Origin of the sequence: Gordonia sp. w5E2, assembly GCF_036540975.1 — a bacterium.
GTDB classification, from domain to species: Bacteria; Actinomycetota; Actinomycetes; order Mycobacteriales; family Mycobacteriaceae; genus Gordonia; species Gordonia jacobaea.
The window spans coordinates 2670707-2694884 of sequence record NZ_CP144213.1 but is presented as its reverse complement, the minus strand read 5'-3'; the positions used below and the strand labels follow the sequence as shown (position 1 = coordinate 2694884).

19 protein-coding genes and 1 riboswitch are annotated in these 24178 nt (G+C 65.5%); of the genes, 9 read left to right on the top strand and 10 right to left on the bottom strand.

What is annotated here, in order from left to right:
• Positions 1-119: 119 nt before the first annotated feature.
• From secA2 to gcvP, 8 genes are all read left to right on the top strand, one after another.
• Positions 120-2573, top strand: coding sequence for an accessory Sec system translocase SecA2 (secA2, locus tag RND64_RS12085; RefSeq protein WP_064865213.1), 2454 nt, complete (start codon positions 120-122; stop codon positions 2571-2573).
• A gap of 31 nt (positions 2574-2604) precedes the next feature.
• Positions 2605-3195, top strand: coding sequence for a CDP-alcohol phosphatidyltransferase family protein (locus RND64_RS12080; RefSeq protein ID WP_064865224.1), 591 nt, complete (start codon positions 2605-2607; stop codon positions 3193-3195).
• A gap of 28 nt (positions 3196-3223) precedes the next feature.
• Positions 3224-3628 (top strand): glycine cleavage system protein GcvH, encoded by a 405-nt coding sequence (gene gcvH / locus RND64_RS12075; protein ID WP_005206871.1) that lies wholly within the window; start codon positions 3224-3226, stop codon positions 3626-3628.
• 212 nt (positions 3629-3840) lie between these two features.
• A complete protein-coding gene (garA, locus tag RND64_RS12070; RefSeq protein ID WP_005206869.1) occupies positions 3841-4290 on the top strand; it encodes a glycogen accumulation regulator GarA in 450 nt (149 codons plus the stop codon).
• A gap of 43 nt (positions 4291-4333) precedes the next feature.
• Entirely contained in the window at positions 4334-5020 is a 687-nt protein-coding gene (gene ftsR / locus RND64_RS12065) for a transcriptional regulator FtsR (RefSeq protein WP_064865221.1), read from the top strand.
• A gap of 117 nt (positions 5021-5137) precedes the next feature.
• Complete coding sequence (locus RND64_RS12060) at positions 5138-5638, top strand: bifunctional nuclease family protein (RefSeq protein WP_005206867.1); 501 nt, start codon at positions 5138-5140, stop codon at positions 5636-5638.
• 264 nt (positions 5639-5902) lie between these two features.
• Positions 5903-6583 (top strand): MerR family transcriptional regulator, encoded by a 681-nt coding sequence (locus RND64_RS12055; RefSeq protein WP_005206866.1) that lies wholly within the window; start codon positions 5903-5905, stop codon positions 6581-6583.
• A gap of 26 nt (positions 6584-6609) precedes the next feature.
• A riboswitch (glycine riboswitch) is annotated at positions 6610-6701 on the top strand.
• Positions 6702-6868: 167 nt separating this feature from the next.
• Positions 6869-9763: an aminomethyl-transferring glycine dehydrogenase gene (gene gcvP, locus RND64_RS12050; protein ID WP_064865210.1), complete on the top strand. Its 2895-nt coding sequence runs from the start codon at positions 6869-6871 to the stop codon at positions 9761-9763.
• A 10-nt stretch (positions 9764-9773) separates the two neighbouring features.
• On the opposite strand, the gene RND64_RS12045 is transcribed toward gcvP, so the two are convergent.
• The 6 genes from RND64_RS12045 to RND64_RS12020 all read right to left on the bottom strand — a co-directional run bounded on the left by RND64_RS12045 (position 9774) and on the right by RND64_RS12020 (position 18396).
• Positions 9774-10973: a substrate-binding domain-containing protein gene (locus RND64_RS12045; protein WP_005206864.1), complete on the bottom strand. Its 1200-nt coding sequence runs from the start codon at positions 10971-10973 to the stop codon at positions 9774-9776.
• A 67-nt stretch (positions 10974-11040) separates the two neighbouring features.
• On the bottom strand, positions 11041-13257 hold the full coding sequence (locus RND64_RS12040) for a malate synthase G (protein WP_005206862.1): 2217 nt from the start codon (positions 13255-13257) through the stop codon (positions 11041-11043).
• A 141-nt stretch (positions 13258-13398) separates the two neighbouring features.
• The gene (locus tag RND64_RS12035) at positions 13399-14328 is read right to left on the bottom strand and encodes a 3-methyladenine DNA glycosylase (RefSeq protein ID WP_331436049.1); all 930 of its coding nucleotides are present in this window, start codon (positions 14326-14328) and stop codon (positions 13399-13401) included.
• A 2-nt stretch (positions 14329-14330) separates the two neighbouring features.
• Positions 14331-15407, bottom strand: a complete 1077-nt coding sequence (locus tag RND64_RS12030; protein ID WP_049700687.1) for a hemolysin family protein — start codon at positions 15405-15407, stop codon at positions 14331-14333.
• A complete protein-coding gene (locus tag RND64_RS12025) occupies positions 15400-16806 on the bottom strand; it encodes a hemolysin family protein (protein WP_049700686.1) in 1407 nt (468 codons plus the stop codon). The genes RND64_RS12030 and RND64_RS12025 overlap by 8 nt, the downstream gene beginning before the upstream one ends.
• A 150-nt stretch (positions 16807-16956) precedes the next feature.
• Positions 16957-18396: a GuaB1 family IMP dehydrogenase-related protein gene (locus tag RND64_RS12020; protein ID WP_049700685.1), complete on the bottom strand. Its 1440-nt coding sequence runs from the start codon at positions 18394-18396 to the stop codon at positions 16957-16959.
• A gap of 148 nt (positions 18397-18544) precedes the next feature.
• On the opposite strand from RND64_RS12020, the gene RND64_RS12015 reads away from it, so the two are divergent.
• Positions 18545-19597 carry a glycosyltransferase family 2 protein gene (locus RND64_RS12015; RefSeq protein ID WP_049700684.1) on the top strand — a complete coding sequence of 351 codons (1053 nt, stop codon included), beginning with the start codon at positions 18545-18547 and terminating at the stop codon, positions 19595-19597.
• A gap of 611 nt (positions 19598-20208) precedes the next feature.
• Here the strand turns inward: RND64_RS12015 and RND64_RS12010 are convergent.
• The 4 genes from RND64_RS12010 to RND64_RS11995 form a co-directional block, all read right to left on the bottom strand.
• Positions 20209-20832, bottom strand: a complete 624-nt coding sequence (locus RND64_RS12010; protein WP_268760691.1) for a PIG-L deacetylase family protein — start codon at positions 20830-20832, stop codon at positions 20209-20211.
• Positions 20833-20861: 29 nt separating this feature from the next.
• The gene (gene gndA, locus RND64_RS12005) at positions 20862-22322 is read right to left on the bottom strand and encodes an NADP-dependent phosphogluconate dehydrogenase (protein ID WP_049700682.1); all 1461 of its coding nucleotides are present in this window, start codon (positions 22320-22322) and stop codon (positions 20862-20864) included.
• A gap of 104 nt (positions 22323-22426) precedes the next feature.
• Positions 22427-23377 (bottom strand): M56 family metallopeptidase, encoded by a 951-nt coding sequence (locus RND64_RS12000; RefSeq protein ID WP_049700681.1) that lies wholly within the window; start codon positions 23375-23377, stop codon positions 22427-22429.
• A gap of 209 nt (positions 23378-23586) precedes the next feature.
• Positions 23587-23985, bottom strand: a complete 399-nt coding sequence (locus tag RND64_RS11995) for a BlaI/MecI/CopY family transcriptional regulator (protein WP_049700680.1) — start codon at positions 23983-23985, stop codon at positions 23587-23589.
• Positions 23986-24178 lie beyond the last annotated feature (193 nt).

Below are 24178 nucleotides of genomic sequence, written 5' to 3'. Positions count from 1 at the left end.
AGTCGAAAGCGTCTGTTGGATGCGTCGTAATTCGCGGCCGCGTGGCCGCGTACCGTGGTTGTCGATCCGGGCCGTGACGTCGGAGTTCGGATGAAACGACGAGGTAGGAGAATCGTTCGGTGGGAAAGCTGACGAACAGCATGTGGCGGTTGCTGGGAGCCCAGTCCTCACGTAACCAGTCCAAGTCGGTCGGGTTGATCAAAGAGGCTGACAACTACACCGACTGGGCCGCGGGCTTGGACACCGAGCACTTTCGTGAAGAGGCCGAGAAACTCGAGATCAGTGCCGACGAGAAGGACCGAGCCAAGTTTCTCGCGTTGGCTCGGGAGGCTGCCGATCGCACACTGGGCCTGAGGCCGTTCGACGTCCAGCTCCAGGGCGCGCTACGTCTGCTCGAGGGCGACGTCATCGAGATGGGTACGGGTGAGGGCAAGACCCTCGCCGGCGCGATCGCTGCCGTCGGCTATGTCCTCGACGGCCATCAGGTGCACGTCATCTCGGTCAACGACTACCTGGCCACTCGTGACGCGGAGTGGATGAAACCGCTGTTCGATTCGTTCGGAATCGTCGCAGGCGCGGTGTCGGAGAACTCGACTCGCGAAGAACGCAAGCGGGCCTACGCGGGCGACATCACCTACGGATCGGTCAACGAGATCGGGTTCGACGTGCTGCGCGACCAGCTCGCACAGTCAGAGGATGATCTGGTCTCGCCGACGCCCGACGTCGCAATCATCGACGAGGCCGACTCCGTGCTGGTCGACGAGGCGCTCATTCCGCTGGTGCTCGCAGGCTCGACCGAGGCCGAGGTTCCCGATCAGGCGATCCACGAGGTCGTCGGGCGGTTGAAGAACAAGCACTACGACATCGACGCCGAAGGCCGGAACGTGACTCTCACCGACGAGGGCGCTGCCTTCGTCGAAGAGGAACTCGGCAGCATCAACCTCTACGACGAAGAACACGTCGGCACCACGCTCGTCCACGTGAACATCGCGATGCACGCGCACTACCTGCTCGAGCGCGACGTCCACTACATCGTTCGCGACGGCGGTGTCCATCTCATCAACGCCTCGCGTGGTCGCGTCGCGCAGTTGCAGCGGTGGCCCGACGGCGTGCAGGCCGCGGTCGAGATCAAAGAAGGACTCGCACAGACGGATTCGGGCGAGGTCATCGACACGCTCACCGTGCAGGCGCTCATCGGCCGCTACCCGCGAGTGTGCGGCATGACCGGTACAGCGCTCGCCGCAGGCGAGCAGTTGCGCCAGTTCTACGAATTGCGCGTCTCGCAGATCCCGCCGAACACCGCCAACATCCGTACCGACCTTCCCGATCGTGTGTACGACACGAAGGCCAACAAGGTCGAAGCGGTGGTCAACTACGTCAAGGAGATCCACGAGACCGGGCAACCGGTGCTGATCGGAACCCACGACGTCGCCGAATCGGAGGAGCTGGCCTACTTCCTCGAGAAAGCAGGTGTCCCGAGCGTCGTCCTCAACGCGAAGAACGACGTCGAGGAGGCGAAGATCATCGCGGAGGCGGGTGTGAAGGGCGCGGTCACCGTGTCGACCCAGATGGCAGGCCGAGGCACCGACATCAGGCTCGGCGGTTCCGACGACGATCCGGCGGCACGTGAGGAGGTCGTCGAACTCGGCGGCCTGTGTGTGGTGGGAACCGGCCGTCACGACACCGAACGGCTCGACAATCAGCTCCGCGGCCGTGCAGGCCGTCAGGGAGACCCGGGTTCTGCGGTGTTCTTCAGCAGTCTCGAGGATCCGGTCGTCACCAAGAACCTGGCGTTCAAGCGGGACCCGGTCTCGTCGGAACCCGACGGATCGATGGGACAGAAGGGTATCGACCTGATCGAGCAGGCTCAGCGTGTCGCCGAGGGCGTGATGCTCGAACTCCACGCCAACACCTGGCGCTACAACAAGCTGGTCAATCAGCAGCGTGAGATCGTCGTCGCACGTCGGATGAAGCTGCTCACGACGGACACCGCCCTCGAGGAGCTCGCCGAACTCGAGCCGGAGCGCTACGCCGAACTGACCGGGACCGCGAGCCCGTCGGCAGACCGCGAAGACACGGCAGACAAGGCAGGCAAGCCCGACAAGGCGGCGGCGGAAGAGTCGGCGGCTGACAAGGACCCGGACGACGCGGTGGCCGACACGACCGACGAGGCTGAATCCACCCCCGCGACACCCGTCGAGCCGGTCGACCGCGATGTTCTCGTCCAGGCGGCCCGCGAGATCATGCTCTACCACCTCGACCGCGCCTGGGCCGATCACCTCGCCTTCGTCTCGGATGTGCGCGCAAGCATCCACCTGAGGGCGATCGGCAAGGAGAGCCCGCTCGACGAGTTCCATCGGCTGATCCTCGCCGAGTTCGGCGAACTGCCGAACGAGGCCGTCGAGAATGCGCGTACAACGTTCCGTGACGTTGCGATCACCGCCGACGGCGTCGACCTCGGTTCCGCCGACCTCCACCGATCGACGACCACGTGGACCTACATGGTCCACGACAACCTGTTCGCGTCGGGCGGGGCCAAGACCCTGCAGGGCGTCATCGGCATCTTCCGCTGACGTGGACGACCACCCCGAGTCCGTGGGCTCGATGTCGCGGATTGTCACGGTTCCGAACGTGCTGAGCGTGCTGCGTCTGGCGCTCATCCCGGTGTTCCTGTGGCTGTTGCTCGACGTCGAGGCCGATGCCTGGGCGTTCTGGGTACTCATGTTGTCGGGCTTCACCGACTGGGCCGACGGCAAGCTGGCTCGCCTGCTCAATCAGTCGTCGCGGCTCGGTGAACTGCTCGATCCGCTGGCCGACCGGCTCTACATCGTGATCATTCCGGTCGCCTTTGCGATCAGGGGGATCATCCCGTGGTGGATCATCGGCATCATCGTGGCGCGTGACGTGCTGCTGTTCGCGTCCGGTCCGCTGCTGCGCAGTCGGGGACTGCTGGCTTTACCGGTGCTCTACATCGGCAAGGCAGCGACATTCGCGTTGATGAGTGCGTTCCCGTGGTTGCTTGCGGGACAATTGGATTCGGTGATCGGCACGATCTGTTATCCGATCGGTTGGGCGTTCCTGATCTGGGGCGTCGCGCTGTACGTGTGGTCATTCCTGCTGTACTGGGCGCAGACGATTGCAGTGGTAACGAAGATGCCGCGTGCTGGCGTGCCGACCGGCAGGGACATGGCCTAAAGTCTCGGTGGACTAGAAAGGGGTCGACGTGACCGATACCAATGTGCCGGCTGAACTGAGCTACACCCCCGAACACGAGTGGGTGCGCAAGGTCGGTCCGACCACGGTCCGAGTGGGGATCACCGACTACGCGCAGGGACAGCTCGGCGACGTCGTGTTCGTGCAGCTCCCGGAGATCGACAGTGAGGTCGAGGTGGGCGAGTCGTTTGCCGAGGTCGAATCGACCAAGAGCGTCTCGGATATCTTCGGGCCGCTCAACGGGACGATCTCGAAGGTCAACGACGAACTCGACTCGTCGCCCGACCTGGTCAACTCGGAGCCCTACGACTCCGGTTGGCTCGTCGAGATCAGCCTCGACGACGCATCGGTCCTCGACGCGCAACTGGCCGACATGCTCGATGCTGATGGCTACCGGGCCGTGATCGAAGGCTGACCATTCCCGGGGTATGGGAAAGTATGATCGTCGTTGTCGTGGCCGAGTCGCACGTGGTTGCGTTCGGCACAGGCGGTACGGTTTAGCCAACGGAAATCGACGTCGCATCTGCGGCGTCGGGTGGCCTGGTGCGAGACCTCGCAGCGCGTGAGCGCGGACGCCGACGGTGAGTGCACTCAAGGTGACGAACGGATGAGGACGAAGGAGAAGCGGTGAGCGATAACGACAACGGCTACGAGGCGCCGGTGGAAACCACATCGGTGTTTCGCGAAGAGTTCATCAATGAACTCGACGCGGGCGCGGCGACCTCGAGCGAGCCGGCCGACACGGGTGTCGAGCGGTTGTCGCCCGGTACCGCATTGCTCGTCGTGAAGCGTGGCCCGAACGCCGGTTCTCGCTTCCTGCTCGACCAGCCGACCACATCGGCGGGGCGGCACCCCGACAGCGACATCTTCCTCGACGACGTCACGGTGAGCCGTCGACATGCCGAATTCCGGTTGGGAGACAACGAGTTCCAGGTTGTCGACGTCGGCAGCCTCAACGGCACCTACGTCAATCGCGAGCCCGTCGACAGCGCGGCTCTCAGCAATGGTGACGAGGTCCAGATCGGAAAGTTCCGGTTGGTCTTCCTGAGTGGTCCGCGCGACGGTTCCGGCGCCTGACACCGTGCCGGCCTCGACTGCGGACGCGCGCGGCGGGGGATCGATGTCCATCGGGTCGGTCCTCGCGCTGCTGCGCGAGGACTTTCCCGATGTGACGATCTCAAAGATTCGTTTCCTCGAAGCCGAAGGGCTTGTCACGCCCGAACGCGCGCCGTCGGGCTACCGGCGATTCAGTCAGTCCGACTGTGAGCGCCTGCGTTTCGTGCTCACGGCACAGCGCGATCGCTACCTGCCGCTCAAGGTCATCAAAGAGCAACTCGACGCCATCGACCACGGCGACGGGGGATTCGGCGCAGGTGGCACACCTGCACTGTCGACGGCGCGCAGCGTCGTCGCACCGGCCACCGACTTCTCGGCGCGTGGTGGTCGCGTCTCCCGCGAGACTCTCATCGAGCGAACCGGAGTCGATTCGGCGTTCGTGACCGAACTCCAGCGCAACGGTCTACTGACATCCGGACCTGCAGGATTCTTCGACGAGGACGCGGTACGGCTCGTCGAAGCCGCAGCGGCCCTCGCCAACTACGGCGTGGAGACCAGACATCTGCGCGCGTTCAAGGTGTCCGCGGATCGTGAGGCAGGACTCGTCGCGCAGATCGCCAACCCGATCGCGAAGGGCAAGGGCACCGGTGCCCGTGACCGTGCCGAGGAACTCATCCGCGAAATCGCCGCACTCTCGGTGACCCTGCACACGCAACTTGTCAAGCAGGCCGTGCGCGGCGTGCTCGATTGACGTCCTTCTCGACGATTGCGACACGGCGCGCCGGTGCTGTGTATCTCGCCACGACGCCGCTGCGGGTCCAGTCGGTGTAGCGTCGATGGCAATCATTGACGGCTCGGGAGGTGCGAGATGAGCGAGATGCGTGTGGTGGGCATTCGAGTCGAGCCGCCGCAGAGTCAGCCGGTTCTGCTTCTGCGTGAAGTAGACGGCGAGCGCTACCTGCCCATCTGGATCGGGCAGAGCGAGGCGGCGTCGATCGCGTTGCGCCAAAAAGGGATCGAGCCGCCCCGGCCGCTCACCCATGACCTGATCGTGAACCTCATCGAAGAGTTCGGGCAGACACTCGTCGAGGTGCGCATCGTCGACATGCAGGAGGGCACCTTCTACGCCGAGATGGTCTTCTCCGGCGATGTGCGGGTGTCGGCGCGTCCGTCGGATTCGATCGCGGTCGCGATGCGCGCCGAGGTGCCGATCATCGCCGACGAGGAAGTCCTTGCCGAGGCGGGCCTGTTGATTCCCGACGAGGAATCCGAAGACGGTCCCGAGGCGAAAGAGGACGAGGTGGAGAAGTTCCGCGAATTTCTCGACAACGTTTCGCCCGACGACTTCAAGGCCAGCGGCGGAGCCTGACTCGGCGGATGGTTTCGTAGCTTTCTGTACGGCGCTGCAGCGACACGTCACGGTTCCATATCCCGGAGATCACCGTTTGTCTCGATCTCAAGTTGAGGTTGAGTCTTAGGGCGCGTCGCATTGATTCGGTGCATCGCCGCGACATACGGTCACGCACGTGATCGTCGGGGACACACCCGATGGTGGAGAGCAGATCGGGTTCGGCGGCGTATCGTGGTTGCAGGTCCGCACCGGTCCGATCCGAGCGTGGCGAGGGAGTCTGCAGTGGGCGATATGCCGTTCGACGGTGAAGATGGTCAGCCGTCAGACAGCGAGACGACGACCGACGGCAGCGTCGGCGTGGAAGCCGAGCACCCGTCGGACGACCCGACCCCGCGTCGCAGGGCTACCCAGGGCAGCCTCGACGACATTGCGCCGGGACTCTTCCCCAACGACACCGTTCCCGACGAACTCGTCGGCTACCGGGTGCCGAGCGCGTGCCAGATCGCCGGAATCACCTACCGACAACTCGACTACTGGGCACGCACGTCACTCGTCGTGCCGTCCATCCGCGGTGCGGCGGGCTCGGGCAGTCAGCGCCTCTATTCCTTCAAGGACATCCTGGTCCTCAAGATCGTCAAGCGTCTGCTCGACACCGGTATCTCGTTGCAGAACATCCGCGTCGCCGTCGATCACCTGCGCCAGCGCGGCGTCGAAGATCTTGCCGGGATCACCCTGTTCTCCGACGGCACCACCGTCTACGAGTGCACATCTGCCGAAGAGGTCGTCGACCTCCTGCAGGGCGGACAGGGCGTGTTCGGCATCGCGGTCAACGGTGCCATGCGCGAGCTGACCGGCGCCATCGCCGATTTCCCCGGCGAACGAGCCGACGGTGGAGTCACCGAGTCGGCCCCCGAAGACGAACTCGCAGCGCGTCGCAAGAACCGCACTCGCCGAACCGGATGAGCGTACGGGTAGACTGAACAACGCGTCGCTGCAGTACGGGAGAGCGTCATCTCGAATGGCCGCCGAAGGAGCAACACCTCCTCGTCAAACTCTCAGGCACCCGGACCGTACTGTCGACGGCGTCTCTGGAAAGTGGTGACGGCCAAGCCGTTACCCGCCCACGGTGAAAGGTTCTCGTGTCATCGCTGACACGATGACTGAATCTCTCAGGCGCCGCCCCGCGGCATGACAGAGGGGGAGGGCCGACCCGCCGGTACGACCGGTGCGCGCGAGAGGTTCCACCCCATGACATCCGTCGATGCCTCGACCCCTGAGATCCGCGGCTCCGAGTTCACGTCTGCTGCCTTCGTCGACCGCCACGTCGGGCCGGACGCGGATGAGACCGCCAGAATCCTCGCGCTCCTCGGCGTCGAGTCACTCGACGACCTCGCTCGGCGGGTCGTGCCGTCACTGATCCTCGACGATCCGTCGGACAACGGGCTGTCGGCACTCGACGCCCCGCTGACCGAGCAGGAGGCGCTCGAGCGTCTGTCGGCGCTGGCATCGAAGAACACCGTCAACCGGTCGATGATCGGTCTCGGCTACTACGACACCATCACGCCCGGCGTCATCCTGCGCAACGTCGTCGAGAATCCGGCCTGGTACACCGCGTACACGCCGTACCAGCCGGAGATCAGCCAGGGCAGGCTCGAGGCGCTGCTGAACTTCCAGACGATGGTCTCCGACCTCACGGCCATGGAGGTGGCGAACGCGTCGATGCTCGACGAGGCCACCGCCGCCGCCGAAGCCATGACACTTATGCGGCGCGCCGGAAAGTCGAAGTCGAATCGGCTCGTCGTCGACTCCGATCTCTTCCCGCAGACCAGGGCTGTCATCGACACCCGCGCACTGCCGCTCGGTATCGAGGTCGTCGAGGCGACGCTGAATCCGGGGCTGCCGGGATGTGGGCTGCCCGACGGCGACTATTTCGGTGTCATCCTCCAGACGCCGGGAGCGTCGGGTCGAATCCTCGACGTCGCGCCGATCATCGACGCCGCGCACGAGGCCGGTGCACTGGTCACGGTCGGGGCTGATCTCCTCGCACTGACCCTCATCACGCCGCCCGGAGAGCAGGGTGCCGATGTGTGTTTCGGGACCACCCAGCGATTCGGCGTTCCGATGGGCTTCGGTGGACCGCACGCAGGTTACTTGTCGGTGCGCGCCAAGCTTTCTCGTCAGCTGCCCGGGCGTCTCGTCGGTGTCTCCAAGGACGCCGACGACAACCTCGCCTACCGGTTGGCGCTGCAGACGCGTGAGCAGCACATCCGCCGCGAGAAGGCGACAAGCAACATCTGCACCGCGCAGGTGCTGCTGGCTATCGTGGCCGCGATGTATGCCGCGTACCACGGACCAGAAGGCTTGCGCGCCATCGCACGTCGGGTACACGCACATGCCGTGACGCTCGCCGACAGTCTGAGCGCTGCCGGATTCAGCGTCGAACACGCGACCTTCTTCGACACTGTGCAGGTCCGCGTGGACGGTCGTGCAGACGCGATCGTCGCCGATGCCCACCGCGCCGGAATCAACCTGCGCAGGGTGGATGCCGACACGGTGTCGATCGCGTGCGACGAGACCACCTCGGCCGCAGACATCGACGGGGTGCTGGAGGTGTTCGAGGTGGCAGGTGTGATGCCCCGCGGCTTCGCGCAGTCGATCGAGACTCGGACAAGCGAGTTCCTGACGCATCCGGCATTCAACAGGTACCGCACCGAGACGTCGATGTTGCGCTACCTTCGCGCCCTGTCGGACAAGGACATCGCGCTCGACCGCAGCATGATTCCACTCGGGTCATGCACCATGAAGCTCAATGCCACCACCGAGATGGAACCCATCACCTGGCCCGAATTCACCCGGCTGCACCCCTTCGCGCCGGGCAGCGACGGCGCAGGCATTCGAGAACTGATCGCCAACCTCGAACAGTGGCTGGTGACGATCACCGGCTACGACAGCGTGAGCCTTCAGCCGAACGCAGGTTCGCAGGGTGAGTTCGCCGGCCTGCTCGCGATTCGCCAGTATCACCTCAGCCGGGACGACGCCGCTCGTGACATCTGCTTGATCCCGTCGAGCGCGCACGGCACCAACGCGGCATCCGCGGTGATGGCGGGCATGCGCGTCGTGGTCGTCGCATGCCGCGAGAACGGTGATGTCGACGTTGATGACCTGCGCGCCAAGATCGACGCTCATGGCGAGTCGCTGGCCGCGATCATGATCACCTACCCGTCGACCCACGGTGTGTTCGAGCACGACATCCGCGACATCTGCGCGGCAGTCCACGATGCAGGCGGTCAGGTCTACATCGACGGCGCAAACCTCAACGCGCTGGTGGGTGTTGCGCGGCCGGGTCGGTTCGGCGGCGATGTCAGTCACCTGAATCTGCACAAGACCTTCTGCATTCCGCACGGTGGCGGTGGTCCGGGCGTCGGGCCGATCGCGGTGCGCTCACACCTGGCACCGTTCCTGCCCGGACATCCCCTGGCCGACGAACTGCCGGGTGCGGCAACTATTTCGGCGGCGCCGTACGGCTCGGCGTCGATCCTGCCGATCACCTACGCCTACATCGCCATGATGGGCGCCGAGGGGCTGCGTCGCGCCACCCTGACCGCGATTGCGTCGGCAAACTACATCGCCCGACGCCTCGGTGATCACTACCCGGTGCTCTACACCGGCGACGGTGGATGGGTCGCGCACGAGTGCATCCTGGATCTCCGCGGGCTGACGAAGGAAACCGGCGTGACCGTCGACGACGTCGCAAAGCGATTGGCCGACTACGGGTTCCATGCGCCGACGATGAGCTTCCCGGTGGCGGGCACCCTGATGGTCGAGCCGACCGAGAGTGAGAATCTCGACGAGATCGACGCCTTCTGCGACGCGATGATCGCCATTCGTGCCGAGATCGACAAGGTGGGCGACGGCACCTGGACGGTCGACGACAACCCGCTGCGCGGAGCACCGCACACCGCGGAATGCCTTGTCGCCGAGTGGGATCACGCGTACTCACGCGAAGAAGCGGTTTATCCCCAGGGATTGCCGTCCGCGGGTGCGCGCGCCAAGGTCTTCCCGGCGGTGCGACGTATCGACGGCACCTACGGAGACCGCAACCTCGTCTGCTCGTGCCCGCCGATCGAGGCGTTCGCGGACTGACCGCCTTGGTTCAGGCGGAGGGGCCGAAGTCGCGTCCGTAGACGAGTTTGTTGATCGTCACGATGGCCGAGTTCTCGGGCTGCGGCATCGGCTCCTTGGTGATCGGGAATCCGACGGTCTTGGTCGCGGGCGGAAGTGGTGCGTTGCCGCGGAATCCCTGCGACGTCAGTAACGACAGGTGCTTCTGGTCCTGGGCGAAGCGGAAGAAGTCGGCGATCGCGGCGCTCGACACGGGCGAGACCTGATCACCGGCGAGCCGGATGATCGGGAAATCGGCAAAGGGTGTCGGGCCGCTCGGCACGATCTCGGCGAGTCGGGCCGTCGCATCCTCGCGGGTGAGTTTGTAGAGCTGCTGCTCGGTGATCGGAACAGCGTGGATGGGCGAGGTTTTCGCGTCGGTCGCGTCGCGCATGACCGTCGCCGCGCCGACAGGGCTGCCGTCGGGTGATTGGGGCGCGCCGTCGAGCATCGCACCGACGCTCGACGCGACGCGATCGGATGAGGCGTCGTCGTTGGTCAGTGGCCCGGTGGTGCGCATGACGCGCATGGCTACCGCCTGTGCGGCGAGCGAGGACGCGTCGGACTGCGCGCCGAGCGGCATCGCCATGCGCAGCGAACCCCAGCCCGTGATGTCGAAGTCGCGGAGGCTGTCGTCGCGTTGCTGCAGCGTCGGGACCTGGCCCCAGTCGATCTTGCCGTCGATCTTGCTGCCCAGTTCTGCTGACGTCGCAAGAACCACCGGTGAGGTCACCAACGACGTCGGTGTGCCCTCGAGTGCCGACGGTTTCGCCTGAGCCAACTCTGCGGCCCATACCGACGACTGCGGAATCCACGCGGCGGGAAACGCGCCCATCGACGCGGCGTCCCAATTTCCGGCCAGCCCGTCCAGGGTGGTCTTCGCGTCGCCCGCACGCACGGCGACGGTGATGCAGTGGTCGCGGACGACGGGTTTGCTCGCACCGAACTCGCGAGCGATCGCGATCAGTGCCGGAGCGACGTCGGCGTCGGCTACGACGTCGACCGTCGCGGGCCCCTCGATGCACGAGGCAGCGGCAGAATCAGCCTGCTTGTCGAGGTGGTCGCCGAGTTGCTGCCATGCCACGATCACGGCGGCTATCAGCACGAGAGCGAGTAATACGAACACCAGCCCGCGGCTGATCCCCCGCTGCCTGATTCCGCTTCCGCCACCGGTTACCCGATGATGCGCCACTACCGCCTCCGTTGTCGCGTGCGAGGTCCCGGACAGAAAGGGCGTCCGTCCGGGACCTCACGCGTGTTCACGCCTTGGCCGCGGCAGCCTTGTACTCGCGGCGCTTGCGATGCAGGATCGGCTCGGTGTAGCCGCTCGGCTGCTTCGCTCCCTCGAGGATAAGTTCCTTGGCGGCCTGGAATGCGATATTCGTGTCGAAATCCGGAGCCATCGGCGAATAGGTCGGATCGTCAGCGTTTTGCCGATCGACCACCGGGGCCATCCGCTCGAGCGCAGCGACGACGTCGTCGGCGGTGACGATCCCGTGATGAATCCAGTTGGCGAGCAGCTGGCTGGAGATGCGCAGCGTTGCGCGGTCTTCCATGAGCGCGACGTCGTGGATGTCGGGAACCTTGGAACAGCCGACGCCGTGGTCGATCCAGCGCACCACGTAGCCCAGGATCGACTGGCAGTTGTTGTCGAGTTCTTCCTTCTTCTCCGCGTCGGACCAGTCGGTCTTCGGTGCCAGCGGAATGGTCAGGATGTCGTCGACCGATGCCGGGTCGCGCTTGGCGATCTCGTCCTGGCGCTCGAACACATCGACGAGGTGGTAGTGCATCGCGTGCAGTGTCGCGCCGGTGGGTGAGGGCACCCACGCGGTGCTCGCGCCGGCCTCGGGCTGTGCGATCTTCTGCTCGACCATGTCGGCCATCAGGTCGGTCATGGCCCACATGCCCTTACCGATCTGCGCCTTGTGCTGGAGACCGGCGTGCAGACCGATGTCGACGTTGGAGTCCTCGTAGGTGACCATCCACTTGGCCTTCTTCATCTCGCCCTTGCGGATCATCGCACCCGCCTCCATGGAGGTGTGGATCTCGTCGCCGGTGCGGTCGAGGAAGCCGGTGTTGATGAACACCACACGGTCTTCTGCGGCCTTGATCGAGGCCTTGAGGTTCACCGAGGTGCGGCGCTCCTCGTCCATGATGCCGACCTTGAGGGTGTTCTCCGGCAGGCCGAGAACCTTCTCCACACGACCGAACAACTCAACGGTGAACGCGGCCTCGTCGGGTCCGTGCATCTTGGGCTTGACGATGTAGATCGAACCCGTGCGCGAGTTCTGCAGACCGTCCTCGCTCAATCCGTGAATGCCCGCGAGCGAGGTGACCAGAGCGTCGAGGATGCCCTCGGGCACCTCGTTGCCCTCGGCGTCGAGAACAGCGGGGTTGGTCATGAGGTGGCCGACATTGCGCACGAACAGCAGCGAACGACCGTGCAGGTCGAAGCCCGTGCCGTCGGGCGCGGTGTAGGTCCGGTTGGGGTTGAGCACGCGGGTGAACGTCTTGCCGCCCTTGCTGACCTCTTCGGACAGGTCGCCCTTGTTGAGTCCGAGCCAGTTGCGGTAGCCGAGGACCTTGTCGTCGGCGTCGACTGCGGCGACCGAGTCCTCGAAGTCCATGATCGTGGTGATCGCCGACTCCATCACGACGTCCTTGATGCCTGCCGGATCGGTCTGCCCGATCGGCGACGACGGGTCGATCTCGATGTCGAGGTACAAGCCGTTGTGGCGCAACAGGACCGACGCGGGGGACGCCGCGTCGCCGGTGTAGCCCGCGAACGCTGAGGGATCGGCGAGGGTCGACGTCGTGCCGTCGGCGAGCGTCACCTGGACCGCGCCGTCGACCACGGCGATCTTGGTGACGTCGGTGTAGCTGCACTGTTCGAGCGGAACAGCCTTGTCCAGGAAGCTCTTTGCGTACGCGATGACCTTGTCGCCGCGAACCTTGTTGTAGCCCTTGCCCTTCTCGGCGCCGCCCTCGTCGCTGATGACGTCGGTGCCGTACAGGGCGTCGTAGAGCGAGCCCCAGCGTGCGTTGGACGCGTTCAGTGCGAATCGCGCGTTGAGGATCGGCACGACGAGCTGAGGTCCGGCCGTCTCGGAGATCTCGCGGTCGACGTTTGTGGTGCCGATCTGGAAGTCGGCGGGCACCTCGGCGAGGTAGCCGACCTCGGTGAGGAACTGCTTGTACTCGCCGAACACCGCGGGGTCGGAGAAGTCGACGCCCTTGTGGTCGCGGTGCCACGCGTCGATCTTGCTCTGCAGGTCGTCACGCACCGCGAGCAGTTCACGGTTGCGGGGTGCGAGGTCGTTGATGACGGCAGCGGCGCCCTTCCAGAAGGTGTCCTTGTCGACACCCGAGCCCGGAAGCGCCTCGTTGTTGATGAAGTCGTAGAGGACGGTGGCGACCTGAAGGCCCTCCACATTCGTGCGGGCGGTGGAGTCAACGGCAGGGGTCTGGTCCGACATAAGAGCCTTCCTTCTCCGGTGGCCCGGAAGCCGGTGGCGTTGCGGCTTCGGTGTCGAATCCGCGCACGTCATCAGCCCTCATCGGGACAACAGGGGCGATCGTGAACGCGCTCCATGTTACCCGCGAGGTAAATCGCGTCGTCAGCAGGCGTCGAGCAGCACGCCGAGGTGAGAACGCAGCGTGCCCCGCAGCTCGGCGCCACGATCGGCGATGGCCGACTGCTCGCGGACATACTCGGCGCGTCCCGCAGCCGTCTCGATCTCGACGGGCAGATATCCGAGGTCGCGCAGATCGTAGGGACTCGCCCGCATGTCGAGCTCACGGGCGGTGAGAGCGAGCTCGAACGCGTCCAGCGTCAACTCCGCGGGAATGAGTGGCGCCAGAGTGATGCATGCGCGATACAGATCCATGGTCGCGTGCAGACAGCCGGGTTGTTCGTGGTCGATCTGTGTGCGCCGCGTCAACGTCGACTCATTGCGTGGACGAGCAGCGTCGGTGAAGAAACGAAAGGCGTCGAAGTGTGTGCACCGCAACGGCATCGATTCGACGACGGTTTCGGTGGCCGCGGGTCCGAGCCGCAGCGGGACGGAATGTCGGGGAGCGTCGGTGCGATAGACCATCGCCCACTCGTGCAGACCGAAGCATCCCAGGCGTGCGGGGCGGGATGCAGTGGCGTCGAGCAGTGCGCAGGTGGCGAGAAGCGCACCGCGACGTTCATCCAGGAACGCGGGGTCGACGGTCACGCCTCCGTCGCGGGTTCGGGCGTAGCCCCGCAGCGTCGACAGTTCGTCGAGGACACGCGCGAGGTCGCGGCCGCCCGCTGTCCCCGGCGCCGCCAGCAGGACGCCGTACCCCGGGTGCCATCGGCGTATGTGCGACGGGCGTGCCGAGTAGTAGGTGAACAAGAAGTCGAGGACGGGGTGCTTCTCGCCCTGCGCCCTCGAACGCAGGTATGGCCCGACGAGATCTTCGACGCGCGACTCGTGCTCGGCGCGGCGCGCCTGCCAGGTGGCGGGGGATAGGACAGCGTTTGAGAGCTCGATGGGTTGGCCGGGTGCTGCGGACGGCATCGTCACACCCGATGCGTTTCGTCGCGGACGGTGCCGACGAATTCCTCCACGAGGTCGGCGAGCGCCACGATGCCGACGGTGCGTCCCGAGTCGTTGACCACCGCACCGAGGTGCGAGCTGGTGCGGCGTAGGGCACGCGTCGCGTCGTCGAGTGGGGTGTCGATGCCGATCACCGGAAGTGGACGGATCTTGTCGACGCCGATGATCGTCTCCTGGCCGACGTTGTCGTCGAGGATGTCGTCGAGCACGTCCTTCAGGTGCAGGTAGCCCGTGAAGGTGCCGTCGAGGCCGCGCACCGGGAATCGGGAGAAACCGGTGTCGCTGACGGCCCGCTCGACCGACCCGAGGGTCGGTCCGACGCCACCGGTCACCGGATCGACCTCGACGTCGACGCTGCGCATGCGATCGAGCGGGATCATCACCTCCGACACCGTGCGTGCGACCGAGCGCAGTGCGCGGGTCAGGCGCTCGTGTTCCTCGGCGTCGATCAGGCCTTCCTCGCGGGACTCACCGAGCATCTGGGCGAGTTCGACGGGGGAGACCGTCGAGTCGAGTTCGTCCTTGGGTTCGATACGCAATGCGCGAAGCGTGATGTTCGCCAACCAGTTGTAGAACGCGATGAGCGGGCGGACGATCTTGATGAAGCCGAGGTGAACGGGGACGAGCAGCATGGCTGAGCGTTCCGGACCGGCGAGAGCGATGTTCTTGGGCACCATCTCGCCGAGCAGGATGTGGAGCACCGCGACGAGTCCGAGGGCCACGGCGAACGAGATCGGGTGCAGCAGCGATTCGGGGACGTGAGCGGCGTCGAGGGGACGCTCGAGGATATGTGCGACCGCAGGCTCGCCGACCCGACCGAGCAGGATCGAACAGATCGTGATGCCCAGCTGGGCGCCCGCGAGCATGAGTGAGAGATGCTCGCCTGCTCGGATCACGGTGCGGGCCCGCGATTTTCCACTCTCGGCGAGCGCTTCAAGTCGGTCGCGACGTGCCGATATGAGGGAGAATTCGGCGCCGACGAAGAACGCGTTGCCCGCGAGCAACACGACGGTGAGGACGATTGCCCATGCGTCACTCATCGCGAGCTCCCGGACTGTCGGACGTTGCGTCGTCTGGTGTGATCGGGGTCAGCCGTACGACGTCGACGCGTCGGCCATCCATCGCGACGACAGTCGCGTTCCACGGGGTCGTGTCGAACTCCTCGTCGGATTCGTCTTCGTCATCGTCGCGCAGGGTCACCACCACCGGGAGGTCGACGGAATCGCCTGCTGCCGGGATGCGACCGAGTTCGTTCATCACCAGCCCGCCGAGCGTGTCGTAGGGACCATCGGGAGCGCGGTAGCCGGTGGCGTCGGCGACCTCGTCGGTGCGGAGCAGCCCTGAGAGCAGGTATCCGTTCGCGTCGACCTGGACGTCGGCGCGCTCGTCGTCGTGCTCGTCGGTGACGTCGCCGAGGATCTCTTCGATCAGGTCCTCGGTGGTCACGATGCCGGCCGTGCCGCCGTACTCGTCGATCACGACGCAGACCTCCATGCCGTCGGCACGGATCTGCTCCATCAACGCGTCGCCGTCGAGGGTGGTCGGGACGGTGGGCACCGAGCGCGCAATCGACGAGAGGGTCGTCGAGAGTTGTTCTTCCGGTGCGACGGTGAACGCCTGTTTGATGTGGACGACCCCGATCATGTCGTCGAGATCGCCGTCGTTGACGATCGGGAAGCGCGAGTGTCCGGTGCGCGACGTCGCCATCACGAGGTCACGAATCGTGTCGTCGCGGTCGAGATATTCGACCGTGACCCGCGGCGTCATCAGATCCTCGGCGGTGAGTTCACCGAACTTGAGTGAGCGATCGACCAGCATCGCCGTCTCCGGGTCGATCGACCCCTGCTTGGCCGAGTTGCGCACGAGCGAACCGAACTCCGACGGCGATCGTGCCGACCGCAGTTCCTCGGCAGGCTCGATACCCATCCGACGCACGATCCAGTTCGCGGCACCGTTGAGACCGCGGATGACCCAGCGGAACGCCAGCGAAAAGTAGGCGAGAGGTGCGGCGGTGGCACGTGCCACCGCCATCGGGCGTGCGATCGCGATGTTCTTGGGTACCAGCTCGCCGAGCACCATCGACAGTGACGTCGCGATGAGCAGCGCGAATACGAGTGAGAGGACCGACGCGACCGATTCGCTCACTCCCATCGCGCGGAACGCGGGACCGAGGATCTGCGCGAGCACCGGTTCGGCGATGTAACCGGTGATCAGCGTGGTGATCGTGATACCGAGCTGTGCGCCGGAGAGCTGGAACGACAGCGTCTTGTGCGCGCGTTGCACAATGCGTGAACGACGGTCGCCACGCGTGGCGACCTCGGATTCGACAGCTGACCGTTCGAGCGCCGTGAGGGAGAACTCGGCTGCGACGAAGATCGCGGTACCAAGTGTCAGCGCTATGAAGCCGATCAGGCTGGCGACGATGATCAGCGCCTGCACGTGTCACCTTCGTGGCGAGACAGAGCGTCCGGTGCCTGTGGCACAGGCGATCCCTCCATGACGCACCGAGTGGCTGGGAACAGCGCCACGGAGTCGGTGCACTCCGTGGGCAACGCAGACCATTCTAGGTGCGGCGTCGGTGGCGAGGGCTCACCAACCTGTCGGTAGCGGTTTGCCCTCGGCGAAGCCTGCGGGCGACTGCACTCCGAGAACCACGCGCTCGCGTAGTTCGCCGAGCGATCGCGCGCCGGTGTAGGTGGCCGTGCTGCGCACACCGGAACAGATGTGGTCGATGAGGTCTTCGACGCTCGGGCGCTCGGCGTCGAGTTTGATCCGTGAACTGGAGATGCCCTCCTCGAACAGCGCCTTGCGGGCCTGGTCGAAAGCACTATCGGCAGAGGTGCGTGCTGCCACAGCGCGCTTGGACGCCATCCCGAAGCTCTCCTTGTAGAGCGCGCCCGACGCGTCGCGCTTGAGGTCGCCGGGCGACTCGTAGGTTCCCGCGAACCACGACCCGATCATGACGTTCGACGCGCCCGCGGCAATCGCCAGCGCGACGTCGCGCGGATGGCGGACACCTCCGTCGGCCCACACATGCTTGCCGAGTTCTGCTGCGGTGGTTGAACATTCGGCGACCGCGGAGAACTGCGGCCGTCCGACTCCCGTCATCATCCGAGTCGTGCACATCGCGCCCGGCCCGACGCCGACCTTCACGATGTCGGCACCGGCGTTGATCAGGTCGCGCGTGCCCGCGGCCGACACGACGTTTCCGGCGGCCAACGGGACGCCGAGGTCGGCTGTTGCGACGGCTTCGAGCGCCGAGAGCATCTTCTCCTGGTGGCCGTGTGCCGTGTCGATGACCAGCAGGTCCGAACCCGCGGCCACAAGTGCCTTTGCCTTGCCGACGACGTCACCGTTGATGCCGACGGCCGTCGCGATGCGGAGGCGGTTCTCGTTGTCGACGGCGGGACGGTAGATGCCGCTGCGCAGCGCGCCCGTTCGGGTGACCACGCCGGTGAGACGTCCGTCGTCATCGAGCATGATCGCGGCGTGCTGGTGCGCGGCGTCGAGGATCTCGAACACCTCCCGGACGTCCGTTCCGGCGGCCACCGACACGAACCCGCGGTCGAGGACGTCGCCGAGGCGGGTGAAGCGGTCGACGTCGGTGCATGCCGCCTCGTCCACGGTGCCCACGGGTCGTCCGTCACCGTCGACGACCACGACGATGCCGTGCGCACGCTTGGTGATCAGTGCGAGCGCGTCGCTGACCGAATCGTCGAGTTCGAGCGTGACCGGTGTGTCGGCGACCAGGTCGCGCGACTTCACGAACGCGATGCTCGACTCCACGGCCGGAATCGGCAGGTCCTGCGGCAACACGACCAACCCGCCGCGGCGGGCGACGGTCTCGGCCATCCGCTTTCCGGCGACAGCGGTCATGTTCGCGACGACGACGGGGATGGTCGTGCCGGAGCCGTCAGAAGACGCGAGGTCGACGTCGAAGCGGGAGATCACGTCACTGCGTGACGGAACGACGAAGACATCGTCGTAGGTGAGGTCGTAAGCGGGCGAGTGTCCCGAGAGAAAGCGCACGTACGCACACTGTACCCGGCGAGGACTCGACTGCGATCGCCGGTTGTTGCCATTCGGCGCGTCGGACGATCGGAGTCTTTTCTTGCGGGCAAGGCTAGGCTAACTTTGCTGGCAAACCGCTGTGAAGTGACTGAGTACGAGGAGTGACGTGGGCAAGGTGGCGCCGACGCCCGAACCGACGCGCCTGTCGGTCGTCATTCCCGTGTATCGAAGTGCGCAGTACATCGAGCCGTGCCTGCGCGCGATCTTGAGCCAAACCCGGCCCGTCGACGAAGTGGTCCTGGTCGACGACCGCGGCGACGACGGATCGATCGGGATGGCGACACGCATCCTCACGTCCGCTGATGTCGAACACCGTGTCGTCGAACTCGACCGCAATCACGGAGCGGGCTATGCGCGAAACGCGGGCCTGCGTGCCGCAACCGGTGACGTGATCTGGTTCTTCGACAGCGACGACCTCGCCGACCCCACGTTCGCCGCCCGCATGCTCGACGCGCTGGTCCGCGAAGATGCCGACTTCGCCTCGTGCCGAACGGTGTTCGTCGATCCGGTCGGCGCTGCTCTCGGAGTTGCCGAACCGCGACAACCACGTCAGGGGGCTGTCGGCGGCAACGAATTCGCTCGCATGCTCATGCGGGGCAAGGTGAAGGCCTATCCACCCGCACGTTTGTTCCGGCGTGCGGTGCTCGGCGACGCGCCCTGGGACGAACGCAGGGCCTACGAGGACATGGCCGCAACGTTGCGCATCGCTCTGCGCGCCGACCGCGTCGCCCTCGTCGACGAGCCGCTGCTCTGGTATCGGCAGCATCCCGAGTCGACGTCTCAGGTCACGTGCACGCACACGGCCGATGTCTTCGCGATGGGCGACGAAGTGGCCCGACTTGCTCCGGAGCTTCGCGAGCGCAACACGCCATCGGGGTGGGGATCGAGCTGGCTGGAGGGGAGTCGGAACCGCTCGCTCGCCCGCGCGTTTCGATATCGGGAGGTGCTCATACCCGCCGCGCACATGGCGATGCGCGCCGCGCAGGCCAACTCCGGCGACCCCGAGGTAGTCCGTTCTCTGATCGCGGAGTCGCGCCGGCGGTCGTCGCTTGCCGACGTGGTCCCGCTGGTCGCCAGCGGCCAGTTGCGCTCCGCGGCGTTCGCGGTCGGCATGGCGGCGTCGCCATCGGCGTACGCGCGAGTGCTGCGCACCCGGTGACCGCCAAGAACGCGCGCACTTGTAGGAGCGCTGCCGGGGGTACGTACACAATCCGGTCGTCAGCGCGAGGCCGCGACAATTATTGTCGCGGCGTCCCGCTGACGTCGCAGTTGAGTACGCATCGGCTTGTGTGTACGCATCGGCTTGGTGCGGCCGTGACCTGGTTGAGCATTCAGTGAGATCGGGTCGGGCTCAGTCGTCGACGGCATGTTCGGCGCCGGACTGTGCCGTATCCGGCGTCCGCCACGGCGGTGGACGTGTCTGGTGCGCTTCCGGTGACTGTCAGAGGTCGCGGGTGACAGCCCAAAAACGTTCGGACGCAACGATTTTGTCGATGTCGAACTGCGTGTTCTCGGGTGGGGTAGCCCTCGTGGGAGCACGGCGGGGGTACGTACACAATCTGGTCGTCAGCGCGAGGCCGCGACAATAATTGTCGCGGCGTCCCGCTGGCGTCGCAGTTGTGTACGCAGCGACGCCGGCCGCCGTGCCCGAGTCCAGCATTCAGTGAGATCGGGACCAGGTCAGTCGCCGACGGCATGGTCGTCGCCGGACTCTGCCGCATCCGGCGTCCGCCCCGGCGGTGGACGTGCCTGGTGCGCTTCCGGTGACTGTCAGAGGTCGCGGGTGACAGCCCAAAAACGTTCGGGTGCAACGATTTTGTTCATGTCGAACTGCGTGTTCTGGGTGGGGTAGCACTCGACGGCCGCGCGTTTGAGATCCATCGACCCGGCGGCCGGATGCACCTCGTCGAGCACGCATCCCCGCCAACGCAACACGTCGCGACTGGCCATCTCGTCGCTGCGGCTGTAATTGCAGTACGGCAGATCCGCGTACATCCACAGGGGAACCGGCACCCGTGCCGCAAGAACCGCGTTACGTACGAGCAAGTGATCGGCATGCCTGACACCGAGCGGTCCGATAACCACCTGTGGTCGGTGGGTTTCCACCAGTTCGGATACCGCACCGCTCAGCGCCTCGAGGTCGGCGCCACCGTACTGCTGGTCGAGGAAATCGAGATGTACCGCGCGACCACCGATCGTCGCGACGGCCTTCTCGTCCTCTGCTCGGCGGATGTCGAGTGCTTCGGTCGAAGACGCGAAGCCGGTCGAGCGATCCCATTCCGTGTGCTGAGGCGGATCGGGCCGCCCGGCCAACATGGTCACGACAACGACGTCGTCCATCGCCGACAGCGCTGCGCCGGCCGAATACACCGCATCGTCGAGATGCGGAGAGATGACCAGAACCCGCGACAGCTCCGCTGCGTTCAGTCTGTCTGCACCTCGGTGCGATCCTGGCCCCAGAGTGTGTGGAACGTTCCGGGCTTGTCGATGCGCTTGTAGGTGTGGGCGCCGAAGTAGTCGCGCAGGCCCTGCGTCAGGGCGGCAGGCAGCCGCTCGCTACGCAATCCGTCGTAGTAGGAGATCGACGAGGCGAATGCCGGTACGGGCACTCCCATCAGCGTCGCCGACGACACGACTCGGCGCCAACTGTCGAGTGACGACTCCACGGCGTCGGTGAAGTAGGGCGCGAGCAGCAGGCTCGGCAGATCTTTGTTGTCGGCGTATGCGTCGCGGATTCGGTTCAGGAACTTGGCGCGGATGATGCAGCCCCCGCGCCAAATCGTGGCAAGCGCGCCGGGGTTGACGTTCCAGTCGTACTCCTGGCTGCCCGCGCTGATCTCGTCGAACCCCTGCGCGTACGCGACCATCTTGGATGCATAGAGCGCGCGGCGGATGTCCTCGATGAACTGATCTTTGTCCTTGGGCGGTTCTGCCAGTGTTCCCGACGCCAGCGACGTTGCCGCAGAGCGCTGGTCGGAGGCGCTCGACAGCGCTCGGGCGAACACCGCCTCGGCGATTCCGGTCACCGGGATGCCGAGATCGAGTGCGGCCTTCACCGTCCATCGGCCCGTACCCTTCTGGCCTGCCTGGTCGACGACGACGTCGACCAGTGGTTTCCCGGTCTCCGCGTCGACCTGGGCCAGCACCTGCGCGGTGATCTCGACCAGGTAGCTCTCGAGCTCACCCTTGTTCCACTCAGCGAAGACGTCGGCGATCTCGGCGGGCTCCATGCCGAGGCCTCGGCGCATCAGGTCGTACGCCTCGCCGATGAGCTGCATGTCGGCGTACTCGATGCCGTTGTGGACCATCTTCACGAAGTGGCCGCTGCCGTCGGGGCCGATGTGAGTGCAACAGGGCTCACCGTCGACGTGCGCGGAGATCTTCTCCAGCATCGGGCCGACCGATTCGTAGGACACCGCGGGGCCGCCGGGCATGATCGACGGACCGTTGAGTGCACCTTCCTCGCCGCCGGAGATGCCCGCGCCGATGAAGTTCAGGCCGCGTTCGGCCATCGCCGCTTCGCGACGGATTGTGTCGGTGTAGAGGGAGTTGCCGCCATCGATGATGATGTCGCCCTTCTCCATCACGTCGGCCAGCTCACCGATGACCGCATCGGTGGGGTCGCCGGCCTTGACCATGATCAGCACGCGACGTGGCTTCTCCAACGCGTCGACGAACTCCTGCATCGTCTCGGTACGGATGAAGTTGCCCTCGCTGCCGTGTTCATCGAGGAGAGCGTCGGTCTTGGCGATCGAGCGATTGTGGAGTGCCACCGTGTATCCGTGGTGGGCGAAATTGCGGGCGATGTTGGAGCCCATGACTGCTAGCCCGGTGACTCCGATCTGGGCCTTCGACGACGCGGACGATGTGGCGGAGTTGGTCATGCCAATAGCCTATTGCCTCGAAGGCGTCCTGTGTTCTGTGGCGTCCGAAGTGTCGCAACCGCAGAGGTCGACTGTGTCCCACGTGGGCGCGGCCGGCGAGAGCATCAGTGAGCCGAGACGAGCCTGCTCAGTTCGGTCAGCCACGGGATCGCGACGGCGAGCGTCGGTACCACCAAGATCGCGATCGCCCCTGAATATGCCACTGTGACCAACCAGATCGGCGCGCGATCGTGGCGGAGTCGATGAACGCGGGTCAGGGTTGTCGGGCCGCCGACGGCCATCGCGCCGCGTGGAGCGACGGCGTCGGCGCAGGCCACCAGCGCACGCCCGAGTGTCGTCGGCGCGGTCGCCCGAACGGCCTGGTCGTCGGCGAGGGCCTCGACGAGAAGCTCGACGGACCCGAGCGCCGAGGAACTGCGCACGAAGCGAGGGAACGCTTCATGAAGCGCAATGAACGCCTCGAGGACGAGGTCGTGGCGCGCTCGGAGGTGCGCACGTTCGTGCGCGATGACGGCGATGAGTTCGTCCCGGGAAAGTCGCGCCACGACGCCCTCGCTGAGCACGACGCGCTGGCGAATACCGGGCAGGCAGTACGCGAGCGGCTGCTCGACATCGATCATTCGGATATCGCGACCGAACAGCGGATGCGACTGATCGGAACGGTCGCAGCGGTCGAGGATGTCGATGAGTTGGCGATGTGTCGCCCGTCGCGCACGGGTGCGTACGCCGACGCGAACGATGGTGAAGATCAAACGGGCGCCGATGAGCAGTGTCAGCGCGAAGACTCCGACGTAGGCAATCCACAGCGGAAGTCCGACCCGTTCGATCTCTCGCAGCGGGTGCGTCGTCGGCGTGCCGTCTGGGCCGGGGGAGAGCAGATTGGCCGCGATTGCCAGACCGCAACTGAACGCCGACAGCACGGCAGCGAGTGCGATCGCTTGCCAGAGCGTCATAGCTGCTCGGGGTGCACGGATCGGCCACTGGGCTCGCGACAACGCCTCAGGGGCAGGGCCGACGAAAACCAGCGTCATGATGCCGAAGAGCAGTGCGGTCATCGAGTGCTGTCCTAGCGGTGGGCTGTGGTGCTGGGTCGATCAGTAACAGGGTCGATCAGTAACAGGGTCGATCAGTAACAGGGTGGAGCAGTTGCAGGTCAAGCAGTAGCAGGAGAATCAGTCGCGGGGTAAATCAGTAGCAGGGTGAATCAGTCGTGCAGGTAAATACATAGAACGAACGCGAGTAAATCAACGGTACTGAAGCGAATCTAGCCGGTCTCTTGAGCTCCGCGGGCTGCTTCGAGTTCATCGAGCGCACGACGAAGCGCTGCGGCTTCGTCGGCGCCTACTCGACCGACGAAGCTCACGAGGGCCGCGTGCCGAGAGCCGGGGGCGTGCGCTTCGCTGAGCGCATCGACCATCAGCGACGCCACGAGGTCTTCGCGTGGATGGGTGGGGACGTACTTGTGGGCTCGGTCCTCGCGGATCTGCGTGACCAGGTTCTTCTTCGCCAGACGCTGCAGCACGGTCATCACCGTGGTGTAGGCGAGGGAGCGATCCCGGGACAGGTCCGCGTGGACCTGGCGAACAGTCTGGGGTGTCGGACTCTCCCAGAGGGAGTCCATCACCGCACGCTCCAAGTCGCCCAATCCGTTCATCTTTCGCATTTTACTGCCGTTTCCTCTTCATGCTCGACGCCGGGGCCAACTCGTCCCGCGGGGTGCCTTGACAATGTTGGTAAGGCTAGCCTACGTTAATCACAACGTCGGACCGCGCGAGAGTCCTGAGGGCTGCAGAGACCCCCGGTCCACGTCGCGGTAAGCCCCACATCCCCAACGGGATGTGGGGCTTACTGGTTCC